This is a genomic window from Ruegeria sp. (assembly GCF_965221235.1).
Lineage (GTDB): Bacteria > Pseudomonadota > Alphaproteobacteria > Rhodobacterales > Rhodobacteraceae > Ruegeria.
Genome location: NZ_CBDCRS010000002.1, coordinates 1 through 13,061 on the forward strand (window position 1 = coordinate 1; position 13,061 = coordinate 13,061).

A 13,061-nucleotide genomic window follows, 5' to 3' on the forward strand; every position below is an offset into this window, starting at 1 on the left:
CGCTTGCGCCCCTTGGTCTTTTTGCCGGCGTCATATCCGCAAATGCCTCCACTTTCTGTAGTTTTCACACTTTGGCTATCAATCACACCCGCCGTAGGCTCGGCAGCGCGGCCCTCCAATTCACGAGCGGCAGCAACCAGCAAATCACTCATTGCCGCCAGCAAGCCCGCGTTCCGCCAATTATAGAAATATCCCTGTACAGTCGTCATGGGAGGAAAGTCTGTCGGCAAAGCGCGCCACTGGCAGCCTGTCGATCCGATGTAGAAAATCGCATTCATCACTTCCCGCATATCCGTCGTTCGAGGACGACCGCCAGACCGTGCCGGTGGAATCATTGGCTCGACCAGCGACCATTCATCGTCTGACATGTCACTTGGATAGCGGTCCGTTTTGCGTGTATGTTGAGCGCGAGCGATATCATTCCAGGGCATCTGATCCTCCGTTTGCCAGCAAAATTCAGAGAATCATAACCCGATGATATCCTTCAACTACTTTTCGGTCAGGCTCTCAGAGAAAGGCGGTTACGTTTTGATCTGATAGGAAGCGGATTGTTTTTTGTCGGTTTTCCTGTGCGATTTCGATTGCACGCGTGGGCGATTGTGCGATGCGTTTGAGAAAGGTTCGGGCTGCGCTGGTCAAGGTGAAAATATTCCGAGGGGCGTTGCCGGATCGGTTTGTGTAGCTGTCTTCACCGAGCATGACGTCTTTGTCCCTGTGCATGATTTCAATTTTCCAGTGGTCCCGATTGAACTGTAAAACTTGCTGGGGATCAGGGTCCTTCAGGCTGGAAATCAGGTAGATGGTTTCTGCTTCGGACTTGACGCTTTGCCCTTGGCGAACATGTTCTCGATGACGAGTGATGCGGGCAATTGTGGAAACGGTCGGCCAGTTGGTGCGCATGTGGTCCGAGAGAGCATTGGCCGGAATGACGGCGATGCTGCGACTATCAATCCGACCATGTCCGACGCGCGGCGGATCCTGCCAAACCGTGAGGGGGGAAAACCGGCTCCCGAAAGGCCGTTTCGATTTCCTCGCGAAGGTCTTTCTGATTACCCTTCACCGGTAACAAGAAGTCGCCGCCCTTCTCCACAATCCGCGAAGTGATTGCTCTTTGGCAGAAAATCGCATCGCCAGTTACGACGGCCCCCTCAAGGTCGATCGAATCCAACAACTTGAGCGCATCCGGGATCTCTCGCCCCTTGCCCCGGGATGAGGTGTGGCCAATGGATTGTTCGAGCGTCGCGCAAAACGCCGATAGGACATGCTCAGCTCGTGCTTCGCCATCTTTGCTTCCTCGCAGCGTCTTGCCGTCGATCGCTATCTGGCGGGGAGCATCCGTTTTCACATCTTCTCGCTCTTCAGCGGTGAAGCAACTGAACGCACGGGACAGTGCATCTGGATCAATCCCGCGCAAAGTCTCCGTCAGCGTAGCGTGGCATGGCGACTGGCGGTCCCGTCGAAACCCAAGACGATTAAGCTGCTTAAGGGACAAGCTGCGCCCAAGCCGGAAGGCTGCCATCATTCCTCTGCGTCCAGTCAACATCGAAAGAAGGATCAAACCGAGAAGCGCTTCAAGGCTATGCAAACGACCCTTCTTCCCCCGTGAATCTGGGACTTCCCGCAAAACTGAACGTACCGATAACATCTTCGCCCATCCCTCCCATGTCGTCATCGACAGAGATTCACACAACGAAATCATTTTCAATACTTTTTTGCTCTATGTTGAATAGCCCTGGGGACATCTTGCAGACCTTGAAAACCACGCCCGATCAGCTCAACCTCAGACCAGCCTGATCGCCCATCGTTAAAATACCTCAGGCTGGGGTAGCTGGGCAGTTACGAATTGCAGTTGCAAGGTTATGCTGCGTCATGAATCGCTGAACGCTTCTAAAGCTGTTTCAATCACCTGTTGGACGCGCGCAGGCTCATCGACGAGTTTGACATTCAGCACGAAGCCGTCATGGCTCATGAAGATCAGGCGCACCAGATCGTCGCGCGCGCCCTTTCGCAGATTTGGCAGGCAACTTTCCAGTACTTTTCCGATCCGGGCTTCGGAACGGTTCAGAAGGTCGCGTGAATAGACATCTTCTTCGCGTTTGGTTGCCAGTGCCTGGGCGATATTGCGCGCGAAATTCATATCGGCTTGCGGAATGTTGACCCACATAAATTGCAGCAAGCACCGCAACCGTTTTTTAGGATCCGGGATCGCGTCGCAGGCCGTTTCCAACGCGCCGAGTTGCACCTCCATCCAAGGTTCCAGAACGTCGAAAAACAGCTCGAATTTAGAGGGGTAGTAGCGATAGATGTTACCCGCTGTGATCCCGGCCTCTTTCGCAATCGCGGGCATGGAGGCGGCATGATAACCTTTCAGGGAAACCTGTTGAAACGCTGCTTGGCGAATCGCGGCTTGCACGCTTGGTTTTTTGATCTGGACCATACCGCGATGCTAATCATCCCACTCGGACAATCAATGCAGCACCTGTATCGCCCGCCGCGCAACCTGTCATCAATCCGCAGCCACCGCCGCGCGCGCCCAGTTCTTCGATCATCTCGATGATCAGGCGCAACCCGGTCGGGCCTTGCGGGTGGCCGAAGATCAACGAAGAGCCGAAATTGTTCATGACCTTTGCATCAAAGCCGGTTTCATGCGCGAAATAGAGGTCATTCACCACAAATGGGTTGTGGGTCTTCACGGCGGCCATATCGTCAAGTGACAGATCAGCGGCCCGCAAAGCGGCCCGCGCGGCAGGAACCGGGGCCATGCCCATATGCGCCTTTTCAGCGCGGGCCTCGCCATAGGCAATGATTTCCACTTCGAAAGGCGCATCAGGAGCAAGCTCTTGCGCGGCCTCCCTGGCCATAACAAACGCCCCGGCGTGACCGTCTGCGGGGTGGGTCTGGCCCGCGAATGTAACTGTCCCACCTTCAAGCACCGGATTGAGTCGTTTCAATGCGTCGGGGTTGGTATCTGCCACGCCTTCATCTGCGTCGACTCTGCCACGCTGCAAAGCAACAGGACGCATATAGGTTTTCTGAAACTGGCGATCCTGTGCAAGGGCGTCCTGATATTGTGCAAATCGATGCAGGGTCAGTTCATCCTGTGCCTGGCGCGAGAATCCGAACCGCGCGGCAATGTTTTCCGCCGTCTGCACCATGGCCACTTTGGCATATGGATCGTTGTTGAAATTGTCCCAGACCCAGTTTTCCGAAACGCCCATACCGCCCGGTCCTTTGGGGTCGGGGTAGTAAAGATAGGGGCCATTGCTGATCCTGTCCGCGGCCAGAGCCAGAACCCGGTGACATTGCCCCAGTGATACTGCACTTGCCGCCGAAGCGATCAGACGTGCGGAGGTGGCGCAAGCCTGCGACACGGTCGGGCCTGTCACATGTGGCGCGTCCAGCATGGCGGCGATCCAGGGCGCGCCCCAAAAGCTCTGGTGTTGCGGGACTGTCGTGCCGAAATGCAGCCCGTCGAGGGAACTCGGCGCAACAGCAAGGTCCTCCAAAACCTCGCGTGCGCAGGTGGCGGCCAGCTTCAGAGGATGTTCCCGGCTGAGCGCGCCCTGCCACTTGCAAAAAGGCGTGCTCCAATAGCTGCGGTAAGGAATAAAGCTGTTTTGAAATCGCATCTTAGTACCTGTGTTCGATCAGGGCGGCTTTCATCTCGGTCCGGGGCAGGCTGCGCGGCCCAACCAGATCCACCCGAGCCGTAAAGATCAGCTTGGCGCGCAACGCGGCCTCAATCTGCGTGGCCAGATCAGCAGGCGGCGTCCCATTAGCACTTTCAACTTGAATATGCACCGGCGGCGCGGCCATCGGACCCGGCGCAGTCAGCACGATGCGCATTTCTCCTGTGACTGCAGGCTTGAACCCAAGGATCACGTCACGGATGGCCGAAGGCCAGACATTAACGCCGCGTACAATCAACAGGTCATCCGAGCGCCCGATACAGCGCAGCCGCAGGCTGGTGCGGCCACAGGCGCAAGGCCGCGTGTCCACCGTGACGCGATCACGCGTACGAAACCGCAGGACCGGGCAGCATTGCCGATCCAGATGGGTAAATACCATCTCGCCTTCCACATGTGGCGCGTCCAGCGACAGAACTTCTCCAGTGTCCGGGTCGATGATTTCCATCAGTAAATAGTCGCCTACCATGAAATGGCAGCCATCCTGCGCCTCGCATTCGGCGCTATGGATTGTGATGACATCCGCGTTGCCAATACTTTCGGTGCAAATCGCGTTCCAATTCTCTTCGATCTGGGCACGCACCGCCGGAATGCCGCCCCCTGGCTCGGCCCCGACCAGCACGCGTTTGACGCCAAGCGACGCTGGATCGATGCCCATCTGGTCACGCGTGATTTCCGCAAGATAGTTCGCATAGGATGGCGTGGTGGCCAGAACCGTGGCCTGCATTTTCTGGATCGAGGAAATCAGGCGGTCGGAGGCACCCGTGCCAATGGGTAAAAGGGTTGCCCCGATATGTTCGACCACGTTTGAAATCGGCAGACCGCCTACAAAGAATCCAATGCTCATCCCCATGGCGAATACATCATCGCGCCGCAAACCCTGCGCCCAATAGGAGCGGCTGATACACTCGATCCAGCGCTGTTTGTCATAGGCGGTCAGCCCGACATAAGACGGCGTGCCCGTTGTCCCTGACGAGGCATGTACCCGCACCACATCCGCCATATCCGCCGCCGCGTGCCGTCCCAGTGGCGGGGCCAGTTCCTGGCTTTTGCGCAGGTCGGATTTTTCTGTGAAAGGCAGGCCAGAGAGATCACTCAGCGTTTTGATATCCCCCGGCTCCATCCCCGCCGCCTTGAACACATCCCGATGGAAAGGAGAGCTTTCGTTCAGATAGGCCAGTTGTTTTTGCAGCTTTTCCATTTGCAGTGCGACGAGGGAGTCGGCGGAAATCGTCTCTATATCCGGGGTGTAGTATTTTGCGTCAGTCATGATCGGCCTCTGAAATTACGGCGCTGTTTGTCAAATAGGCGTGCCTCAGCCCGACATACTCCTTTGCCGCCCAGGCCAGCCCGGCCTGCGGTCCATCGAACTGGCGTTTCACCTTGGCCGGGGTTCCTGCGACCAGCGCATAGGCAGGCACGTTCTGTCCTTCCATAACAACCGCGCCCGCTGCAACAACCGCCCCCGCGCCGATCCGGGCACCGGGCAGGACGACGGCGTTCATTCCGATCAGGCAGCCGTCGCCGATTTCGCAGCCTTCGACAACGGCTCCATGTCCGATTACACAATCCGACCCGATCACAGTTGGAAAAATGCGACCGTCCGGGGTGTGGTTGACGTGAATGACAGCATTGTCCTGTACGCTACAGCGTTCCCCCACCCGGATCGGCCCATAGTCGCCGCGCAGGCAGGCACCAAACCAGACGCTGCTTTGTGCGCCGATCTCCACATCCCCGATGATTGCCGCCGTTGGGGCAACATAGATGTCTTCCGCGACATGGGGTGTCTTTTCTTTAAACCGAATGATCATCTTGCTCTCTGCTGGAACCGGGCCACAGGAACGGGCCGGAATTCTGCGTCTTGACCACTATTAATAAATAATATTTACTTTTGAGCAAGGGGGAGATCGACCGTGACCACCAGGCCCATGCATCAATGGACAGCAAGACAGGTCGTGTCTGAGTTGGCAAAAAAGCGTGTCTCGGCGGTGGAATACGCGACGTTTCTTTTGGAGCGCGCGCAAGCCTGGTCGAACCTGAATGCTTTCGTCACGCTTGATCACGATCATGCGCTGTCAGAAGCGCGAAACGCAGATTCAGGCTGCTCTAAAGGTCCGTTTGCCGGACTGCCGATTGCGTTCAAAGATGCGATTGGAACGCGTCAACTGACCACGACAGCAGCGACCCTGGCTCTTCGCAATCATCGCCCAAGCATGGATGCTCAGGTGGTCACGGATCTCCGGTCGGCAGGGGCATTTGTCTATGGCAAGCTGAACATGCACGAGTTGTCCTATGGCATCACGTCGAACAATCAGGCCCACGGGCCTGTGCGCAATCCCTACAATCCGGACCACATCCCCGGTGGAAGCAGCGGCGGGGCAGGAGCCGCCGTCGCAGCGGGTCTTGCACCGGTCGCGATAGGCACGGATACGGGTGGATCCGTGCGCATCCCAGCCGCGTTGTGCGGTGTGGTCGGGTTCCGCCCCAGCATTGGGCGCTATTCGCAGGTAGGCATTATCCCCGTCTCGCACACCCGAGACACAGCCGGGCCTTTGGCGCGTTCGGTGGATGATGTGGCGATGGTTGATGCGGCGATCACAGGTATACCGGATCAATTGGAGACACCAAAACCGTCCACCATTCGCCTGGGTTTGCCCAACAATCACTATCTGGACAATCTGCACCCAGACACGCGCAACCTCTTTGAAACGCGTCTTGCTGAGCTGCGACACGCTGGATTTGACATTGTCGGCGTCGATGTGGGGGGCGTAGAGCCGCCGCTCGAAAGCTGCGGGTTTCCGATCGCCATGTGGGAGACAAAGACCGATCTGACAGCGTACCTGAAGGCGCATCCAGAGGCAGGTGTTTCGTTAGAGGGCCTTATTGAGGCCGCCACAAGCGCAGATGTGAAGGTTGTTCTCTCGGGCCTGCTCGCTCCAGAGTTTGAGGACATGGAACCCGCCTATCATGACGCGATCAAAATGCGGCGGCCCGCACTGCAAAGCGGGCTTGCGGACTGTTTTGCGGATCACCGCATTGATGCGCTGATCTTTCCGACGACGATCCTGCCCGCCGCGCGGATTGGTGAGGATGAGACAGTCTCGCTTAACGGGGCCGCCCTGCCCACCTTCCCGACATTTATTCACAACACCGATCCGGGCAGCATCGCAGGACTGCCGGGGATATCGCTACCTGCGGGGCTCAGCCCCGGCGGCTTGCCCATTGGCATCGAGCTGGATGGGCCTGCCGGAACTGACCGACATCTGTTGGCCGTGGCACAGGCGGTCGAACGCCATCTGCCCCCGATCACACATCCATAACAATCGTCAGGGAGATTTCAAATCATGACACATCCTATCGGAAGACGCAGCGTACTGGCCGGTATGGCGAGCACAGCGGCGATGCTGGCCAGCCCTTCGCTTCTGAGCGCGCAAAGCGGGTCGCTCAAAATGGGCACCTTCTTTTCACTGACAGGCCCGGCGTCGCTGTTCGGACCAACGCAAACCGCGTGCACCAAACTGGCGGTTGATCAAATCAACGCGGCAGGCGGCATTCTGGGTCGTCAGGTTGAGGTTGTGGTGGGCGATGGCGGCCTGTCCCCGGCTGAGGCCGCACAGGCGGCGTTGCGTATGGTGTTGCAGGACAAGGTCGATTTCATCGTCGGCTCCCATAACAGCGCGGTTCGCCAATCCATTATCGCCACGATCAAGTGGCAAGTACCCTATGTCTACACGCCGCTCTACGAAGGCGGCGAATGCGCGCCGAACACCTATGTCACCGCCGACACACCGCCCCAACAGGTTAAACCATCGCTCAACGCGCTGCATGAGATGCATGGGATCAAAAAGGTCTATCTGATCGGCAACGATTACGTCTGGCCGCAAAAGCTGAACGAACGCGCCAAAGAATATGTCGCGGCATTTGGTGGCGAGATTGTGGGCGAGGAATATGCGCCGCTTGGCCCGGGCAACAAGTTCGACGACGCGGTGACGCGGATCAAGGCGGCCGCGCCCGATTTGGTCTTCATTACGCTTGTGGGCGGCGACAACGTGAATTTCAACCGCGCCTTTGCGGGTTTTGGTCTGGACGCAAATATCAAGCGCCTGTCAGTCCTGCTGGAAGAGCTGACACTGCAAGGGATCGGGACCGAAAACAGCAATGGGCTTTACTCCAGCATGTCCTATTTCACAGCCGTGGACAGCCCGGAAAACGCGGCCTTCAAGGCCGATTATGCCGCCAGCGTAGGCGCGGATGGCCCGCCGCTTTCGATGCTGGGCGCAGATGCCTATTCCGGTGTCTATTGCGCGGCGGCATTGCTGGAAGCTGCAGGCAGCAATGATGCAGCAGCAATGATGGCAGCCTCTGAAGGGCTAAGCTACAAAACCGCAACTGGCACCGGAACGATGACCAACCGGCATGTCAACAAAGACATCTATCTGGCAGAATGTCAGGGCACGGACTTTAACATCGTGCAGACATTCGCGGCAGTTGCCCATGGTGAGACCTGTTCGGTCTGACGCTCGGAAAGCGATAGTCAATGGACGCTGTTCTTGTCGCCCACGGTCTCAACATTTCGTTTGAGATTGTGGTGCTGGCCCTTGTCAGTTTGGGGCTGGCAATCACGCTGGGGCTGTTGGGAGTGCTAAACCTCGCCCATGGCGAATTTGTCATGATCGGCGCGTTTTCTGCGTTCTTTGTACAAACACAAGGGTGGCCGTTCCTGACGGCCATCCCTGTGGCCATGCTGGCCTGCGCCATGATCGGCTGGCCGGTCGAGCGATATCTGATCCGCCCGCTTTATGCGCGCCCGTTTGATGCCATTCTGGCAACGTGGGGGCTAAGCTTGCTGTTGCGTGAAGTGGTCGAGTTCTTCTTTGGCCGCGGGTTCAACAGCGTCGCGCAACCGGTCACAGGGACAGTTTCGATACTGGGCGCAGACTATCCGGCTTATCAGCTTGTCGTCATGGGCGTGGCGGTTGTTCTGATCGGCGCGATTGTTCTGTGGTTTCTGCGCAGCCTGACCGGGCGGCGCATCCGCGCCATGGTGGACAACCCGGATTTGGCACGTTCGGTCGGCATCCCTACGGACAAACTGGCCAGCCGAACCTTTGTTTCCGGTCTGTGCCTTGCGGGTCTGTCCGGGGCTTTGCTGGCCCCGATCGTAGCGGTGCACCCAGGCATGGGGATCGACTATGTGCTCAAATCCTTCTTCGTGCTCGTCGTCGGAGGTTTAGGGAATATTTTGGGGCTTGTCGTCGGCTCTGGCGTCATCGGTGGGGCCGAGGCCGCCGTGTCTGCCTATTTGGATCGCACCGCCGGGTATTCCTTTGTTCTAGTCCTGTCTCTGCTCTTCCTGTGGAGGCGACCCAATGGTCTGGTTGCGCGCTAACGCCCTGTTTGCCGGGGCAGCGCTACTTGTCCTGCCCTATGTCATCGACAGCTTTTTGGCCTACACGCTGGCGCTATACATGCTCTATGCGGTGGCCTGCCTTGGAGTAGGCTTGTCCTGGGGACAAGCCGGGCTTTTGTCGCTGGGTCAGGGGCTGTTCGTTGGGCTGGGCGGTTACCTATCTGGCCTCAGTCTGATCGCCCTTGACCAAAGCTGGTTCGTTTATCTGCTCCTGCTGCTGTGCGCGTTGATCCCGGGTGCCTTGGGAGTTGGCATAGGGCTGTTGATCTTCCGGGTCCGCACCTTGAACGGCGCGTTCTTTGCCCTGATCACGCTGGGACTTGTGTTGCTCGCCTCCCTGATCGCGACTTCCTGGAATTCCGTCACCGGCGGGTTCAACGGGCTTCTGGGCGTGCCGGGATTGCCGGGGCTAAGCGGGTTTGAATACGCCTATCCAATTGCGGCAACAGCGCTCTTTTTCGCCATTCTGCTGGTGGCCTGGCTCATGGCAACACCGCTTGGCGTGCTGTGGCGCGCCGTGGCGTTGGATGAACGGCGGCTCAGCTATCTGGGCTTCGATCCGAACCTGCTGAAAACGGCGGCCCTTGGAATCAGCGGTTTTCTGGGCGGAGTTGCTGGTGTGCTTTACGCACCGATCAACAACCTTGTAACGCCCGATCTGTTTGGCTTTGCACTATCCACCAATTTTGTGATTTGGGTCGCCATCGGTGGGCGCATGACGCTTTATGGTCCGGTGCTGGGGGCCATTGGCATTGGGCTGTTGACCGCCACTTTACGGGACAGGATCGACTATTGGGAGGTCGTTCTGGCGGTGATCTTCATGGCCACCGTGCTCTATTTTAAATGGGGTTTGCTGGGGCATTTCGAACCGCGCATCAAATCATGGCTCGACCATCGCCGTGCCTCGCCCAGCCCCGCACCCGCGCGTGCGCCCACGTACAATGGAACCCTGCGGTTTGACCTGATCGCATTGCAGGCGGGGCAGGTCCAAATCCTGAATGATCTGTCTTTTTCCATCGACGCGCCCGGCATCTATTGCATTATCGGGCCGAACGGAGCGGGGAAAACCACGACCTTCAACGCCCTGACCGGAGAATTGCCGGTTCAGGCTGGTGAGATGCGTGCGCTGGACAGCGATAGCGCGACACCCGACGCAAAAGCCCTTGTCGGGCGCGGTCTGGCCCGCAAGTTTCAAATCCCCAGCGTCTTCGACACGCTCAGCATCGGCGAAAACCTGAGCCTTGCCCTTTGGGCCGCGCGTCTTGATCGCCGCGACGCATTCGGCTTTGCCGCGCTCAACTGGACCTCACCCATGTTGCAGGCCTTGGAGCAGCGTTTTGCGTTTCTCAAAGAGCGAGACCGCGCCGTGCGCGACCTGTCGCATGGGCAGCGCCAAATGCTGGACTTGGCCATGGTTCTTTGCTCTGAACCCACGTTGATCCTGCTCGATGAACCCTGCGCGGGCCTGTCAAAAGCAGAAACCCATGAGGTCACGGAAACAATCCGCTGGGCTTGCAAGGAACTCGGCGCGACAGGTGTGATTATAGAACATGACATGGCGTTGGTGCAGGCTTTGGCGGATCGCGTGTTCGTTCTGCACAGTGGGACGCTTCTGGCCGAAGGCAGCGTGAGCGAAATTCAGGAAAACGCCGATGTTAAAGCTGTCTACGAAGGACGATCAAAATGACAGCGGTTGTGTTGGAATATTCCGGCGTGACCGGTGGATACGGGAAAATCCCGATCATACGCGACACCAGCGGATCAATTGCGGCGGGGCAATGCCTGTGCGTTCTGGGACGAAACGGCGTTGGTAAATCCACTTTGGTCAAACTGCTCTCGGGCCATCTGCCTGTCATGGCGGGCAGTATCCGTTTCGATGGTGCGGATATCGCTTCTAAGCCTCCGGAAATCCGCTGGACATTGGGGATCAGCACTGGATTGCAGGAGAGGCCGGTATTTGATGGGCTGTCAGTGGGCGACAACCTGACCTTGATGGAACAGGGTCAGTCACTGGAACCGTTTGAGCCTTATTTTGAAGCCTTTCCCGTGCTTAAAGCCCGGCTGACCCAAATGGCCGGAACTTTAAGCGGCGGCGAACGGAAAATTCTCTCTTTCGTGCGCGCCATGAAAGATCACGCCCCACTCACAATACTCGATGAGCCGTCCGAGGGGGTTCAGCCCGAAAACATCGACCATATGACGCGCCTGATCCTGGCGGCAAAAGACAAAGGTCGCGCGTTCCTTGTGGTCGAGCAACACATGCACATGGCCGAAGAAATCGCCGACAATTACCAGGTTTTGGAAAACGGTCTCGTTGTTTTGGAGGGCGCAAAGTCAAGCCTTTCGCGCGAAGCGTTGGTGGCACAAATCTCGGTTTAGGAGAACCAAAAAGCAAATCCAATTCAATGACCAACACCGGAGGAACCAAACATGAAAATCAAGACAATACTCACTACTCTAGCAACTATGGCGCTAACAGCAGCACCTGTCGTCGCACAGGACGTCACATTGAGATTTCAGCATTTCATTTCGCCAAAAGGCGCTGTCCCCGCGGGATTCATGCAACCCTGGGCCGAAAAGGTGATGGAGGAGTCCGGTGGCCGACTGAAGATCGAGCTTTATCCGGGTATGCAACTTGGTGGAAAACCGCCTGCGCTCTATGATCAAATCCGGGACGGAGTCATCGATGGCGGATGGGCTTTGCCCGCCTACACACCCGGACGTTTCCCTGAAACGGAGGTTTTCGAACTTCCGTTCGTTACGTCAAAATCTGCCGAGCAATCGTCGCGCGGCTTGGGAATACGCCGAAACCTATCTTGCCGAGCGTATGGGCGACGTTCACCTGATTGCGGTCCATGTACACGGATCAGGTATCGTCCACACCAAAGGCGACCCGATTAAAAATGCCGCCGATTTTGCGGGAAGAAAACTGCGCGGACCATCAAGAGCGGCCAATAACCTTTTGACGGCAATGGGCGCAACGCCCGTTGGAATGCCCGTACCTGCCTTTCCGGAGGCGCTTTCCAAAGGTGTCGTTGAAGGTGGTGTCATCCCTTGGGAGATCGTATTGCGGCTTAAGGTTCATGAGCTGACCGATAGCCACAGTGAGGTGGCCGGGGATCGGTCGATGTACAATACGTTCGTAAGCGGGACGAGGAGCCCATGGGATTTTCATCTTGACGGCTGAAAGTGCCATGGCAGGAGTTCGTCGATCCGGCTTTTTGGGTGGCCTGCTGCTATTTTTTCAAGCGTCGCCACCAGATATGCGTGGGGTTCCACATCATTCATTTTCGCGGTCTGTATCAGAGATGCTACGAGGCCCCAACTTGCACCACCCTCATCATGACCAGCAAATAGTGAATTCTTCCGCCCAAGAGCCATTTCCCGTTCATTCTGCCCATGTCGGGCAAATTTGCCGTGTGCATTACAGATGGCATGCCTATTTCGGATCAGATGTCCGGGTGTTTAGGGTTTATCAAAGCGGAGATGAGCAATACGCAGCTTTGGAGCGCGATCCTGGTGTGGTGGTCATGGCGCCTGCATGGGTTCTCAACGCGGCGGTGTGTTCTACACTGAGTTTGGGAATGCCGCTGGTTTCCATTGCTGCGCTGAATGATCTCCATGGGCATTGCCAAGTTGTTTGCCAACGGTTGCAAAGAGCAGTGGGTGGTGTGGTCAGGCGGTCATCTCAAGGGCATAGCCATTCCAAAGATCGTGGGCATCCGATCGGGCGTGGCGGTAGTGGTTGGCGGTCATTTGATATCGGCGGGGGCGGAAGATTGTGTTGATTTGGTCGTGAGCGGAAAGGAACCTCTGGGCTTGCCTTGGTGACTTGAAGCGGCCCATGATCTTCTCTCGTTTTCGGGTCGGTCGATGCGATCCTTCTGCCCGGTTGTTCAGCCCTTTGTGTGCCCTGTGATCCGCATTTGGAGCCAGACTCTTTATCGGCTTGATGTAGCTGCGCA

15 protein-coding genes and 1 pseudogene are annotated in these 13,061 nt (G+C 57.3%); 7 read left to right on the forward strand and 9 right to left on the reverse strand.

The features are described from left to right. The 7 genes from ACOQOY_RS00395 to ACOQOY_RS00425 form a co-directional block, all read right to left on the reverse strand. Window positions 1-431, reverse strand: a 431-nt coding sequence (locus ACOQOY_RS00395; protein WP_420583516.1) for an IS5 family transposase, incomplete at its 3' end; no start/stop codon positions are given. 76 nt (window positions 432-507) lie between these two features. Next, window positions 508-900 (reverse strand): hypothetical protein, encoded by a 393-nt coding sequence (locus ACOQOY_RS00400; protein ID WP_420583517.1) that lies wholly within the window; start codon window positions 898-900, stop codon window positions 508-510. A gap of 46 nt (window positions 901-946) precedes the next feature. After that, window positions 947-1,699 (reverse strand): ISAs1 family transposase, encoded by a 753-nt coding sequence (locus tag ACOQOY_RS00405; protein ID WP_420583528.1) that lies wholly within the window; start codon window positions 1,697-1,699, stop codon window positions 947-949. 168 nt (window positions 1,700-1,867) lie between these two features. Next, on the reverse strand, window positions 1,868-2,437 hold the full coding sequence (locus tag ACOQOY_RS00410; protein ID WP_420583518.1) for a TetR/AcrR family transcriptional regulator: 570 nt from the start codon (window positions 2,435-2,437) through the stop codon (window positions 1,868-1,870). 13 nt (window positions 2,438-2,450) lie between these two features. Continuing rightward, window positions 2,451-3,629, reverse strand: a complete 1,179-nt coding sequence (locus ACOQOY_RS00415) for a thiolase family protein (protein ID WP_420583519.1) — start codon at window positions 3,627-3,629, stop codon at window positions 2,451-2,453. Window position 3,630: 1 nt separating this feature from the next. Continuing rightward, window positions 3,631-4,956, reverse strand: a complete 1,326-nt coding sequence (locus ACOQOY_RS00420; RefSeq protein ID WP_420583520.1) for a phenylacetate--CoA ligase family protein — start codon at window positions 4,954-4,956, stop codon at window positions 3,631-3,633. Next, the gene (locus tag ACOQOY_RS00425; protein ID WP_420583521.1) at window positions 4,949-5,497 is read right to left on the reverse strand and encodes a gamma carbonic anhydrase family protein; all 549 of its coding nucleotides are present in this window, start codon (window positions 5,495-5,497) and stop codon (window positions 4,949-4,951) included. The genes ACOQOY_RS00420 and ACOQOY_RS00425 overlap by 8 nt, the downstream gene beginning before the upstream one ends. Before the next feature lie 117 nt (window positions 5,498-5,614). On the opposite strand from ACOQOY_RS00425, the gene iaaH reads away from it, so the two are divergent. The 7 genes from iaaH (at window position 5,615) to ACOQOY_RS00460 (ending at window position 12,283) form a co-directional block, all read left to right on the forward strand. Beyond that, window positions 5,615-7,006: an indoleacetamide hydrolase gene (gene iaaH, locus ACOQOY_RS00430; protein WP_420583529.1), complete on the forward strand. Its 1,392-nt coding sequence runs from the start codon at window positions 5,615-5,617 to the stop codon at window positions 7,004-7,006. A 24-nt stretch (window positions 7,007-7,030) separates the two neighbouring features. After that, entirely contained in the window at window positions 7,031-8,203 is a 1,173-nt protein-coding gene (locus ACOQOY_RS00435; protein WP_420583522.1) for a substrate-binding domain-containing protein, read from the forward strand. 20 nt (window positions 8,204-8,223) lie between these two features. After that, window positions 8,224-9,075, forward strand: a complete 852-nt coding sequence (locus tag ACOQOY_RS00440; protein ID WP_420583523.1) for a branched-chain amino acid ABC transporter permease — start codon at window positions 8,224-8,226, stop codon at window positions 9,073-9,075. Then, complete coding sequence (locus tag ACOQOY_RS00445) at window positions 9,056-10,783, forward strand: ABC transporter permease subunit (RefSeq protein ID WP_420583524.1); 1,728 nt, start codon at window positions 9,056-9,058, stop codon at window positions 10,781-10,783. Before ACOQOY_RS00440 ends, ACOQOY_RS00445 begins: the two co-directional genes overlap by 20 nt. Then, window positions 10,780-11,475 (forward strand): ATP-binding cassette domain-containing protein, encoded by a 696-nt coding sequence (locus ACOQOY_RS00450; RefSeq protein WP_420583525.1) that lies wholly within the window; start codon window positions 10,780-10,782, stop codon window positions 11,473-11,475. The genes ACOQOY_RS00445 and ACOQOY_RS00450 overlap by 4 nt, the downstream gene beginning before the upstream one ends. Window positions 11,476-11,679: 204 nt before the next feature. Further along, entirely contained in the window at window positions 11,680-11,997 is a 318-nt protein-coding gene (locus ACOQOY_RS00455; RefSeq protein ID WP_420583530.1) for a hypothetical protein, read from the forward strand. Beyond that, window positions 11,924-12,283, forward strand: coding sequence for a hypothetical protein (locus ACOQOY_RS00460; protein WP_420583526.1), 360 nt, complete (start codon window positions 11,924-11,926; stop codon window positions 12,281-12,283). Before ACOQOY_RS00455 ends, ACOQOY_RS00460 begins: the two co-directional genes overlap by 74 nt. On the opposite strand, the pseudogene ACOQOY_RS00465 reads toward ACOQOY_RS00460, so the two are convergent. After that, window positions 12,268-12,483, reverse strand: a pseudogene (locus tag ACOQOY_RS00465) (transposase domain-containing protein); the annotation flags it as partial. The gene ACOQOY_RS00460 and the pseudogene ACOQOY_RS00465 overlap by 16 nt on opposite strands. Window positions 12,484-12,771: 288 nt before the next feature. Then, on the reverse strand, window positions 12,772-13,061 hold a 290-nt coding region (locus ACOQOY_RS00470), incomplete at its 5' end, for a DDE-type integrase/transposase/recombinase (RefSeq protein ID WP_420583527.1).

Excerpts from the sequence above, each read along its gene's own strand:
- ACOQOY_RS00425 (WP_420583521.1), bottom strand. The coding sequence starts at position 5,497 with ATGATCATTCGGTTTAAAGAAAAGACACCCCATGTCGCGGAAGACATC.
- ACOQOY_RS00440 (WP_420583523.1), top strand. The coding sequence starts at position 8,224 with ATGGACGCTGTTCTTGTCGCCCACGGTCTCAACATTTCGTTTGAGATT.
- ACOQOY_RS00420 (WP_420583520.1), bottom strand. The coding sequence starts at position 4,956 with ATGACTGACGCAAAATACTACACCCCGGATATAGAGACGATTTCCGCC.
- ACOQOY_RS00455 (WP_420583530.1), top strand. The coding sequence starts at position 11,680 with ATGGAGGAGTCCGGTGGCCGACTGAAGATCGAGCTTTATCCGGGTATG.
- ACOQOY_RS00450 (WP_420583525.1), top strand. The coding sequence starts at position 10,780 with ATGACAGCGGTTGTGTTGGAATATTCCGGCGTGACCGGTGGATACGGG.
- ACOQOY_RS00460 (WP_420583526.1), top strand. The coding sequence starts at position 11,924 with ATGGGCGACGTTCACCTGATTGCGGTCCATGTACACGGATCAGGTATC.
- ACOQOY_RS00405 (WP_420583528.1), bottom strand. The coding sequence starts at position 1,699 with ATGATTTCGTTGTGTGAATCTCTGTCGATGACGACATGGGAGGGATGG.
- ACOQOY_RS00410 (WP_420583518.1), bottom strand. The coding sequence starts at position 2,437 with ATGGTCCAGATCAAAAAACCAAGCGTGCAAGCCGCGATTCGCCAAGCA.
- ACOQOY_RS00445 (WP_420583524.1), top strand. The coding sequence starts at position 9,056 with ATGGTCTGGTTGCGCGCTAACGCCCTGTTTGCCGGGGCAGCGCTACTT.
- iaaH (WP_420583529.1), top strand. The coding sequence starts at position 5,615 with ATGCATCAATGGACAGCAAGACAGGTCGTGTCTGAGTTGGCAAAAAAG.
- ACOQOY_RS00415 (WP_420583519.1), bottom strand. The coding sequence starts at position 3,629 with ATGCGATTTCAAAACAGCTTTATTCCTTACCGCAGCTATTGGAGCACG.
- ACOQOY_RS00435 (WP_420583522.1), top strand. The coding sequence starts at position 7,031 with ATGACACATCCTATCGGAAGACGCAGCGTACTGGCCGGTATGGCGAGC.
- ACOQOY_RS00400 (WP_420583517.1), bottom strand. The coding sequence starts at position 900 with ATGCGCACCAACTGGCCGACCGTTTCCACAATTGCCCGCATCACTCGT.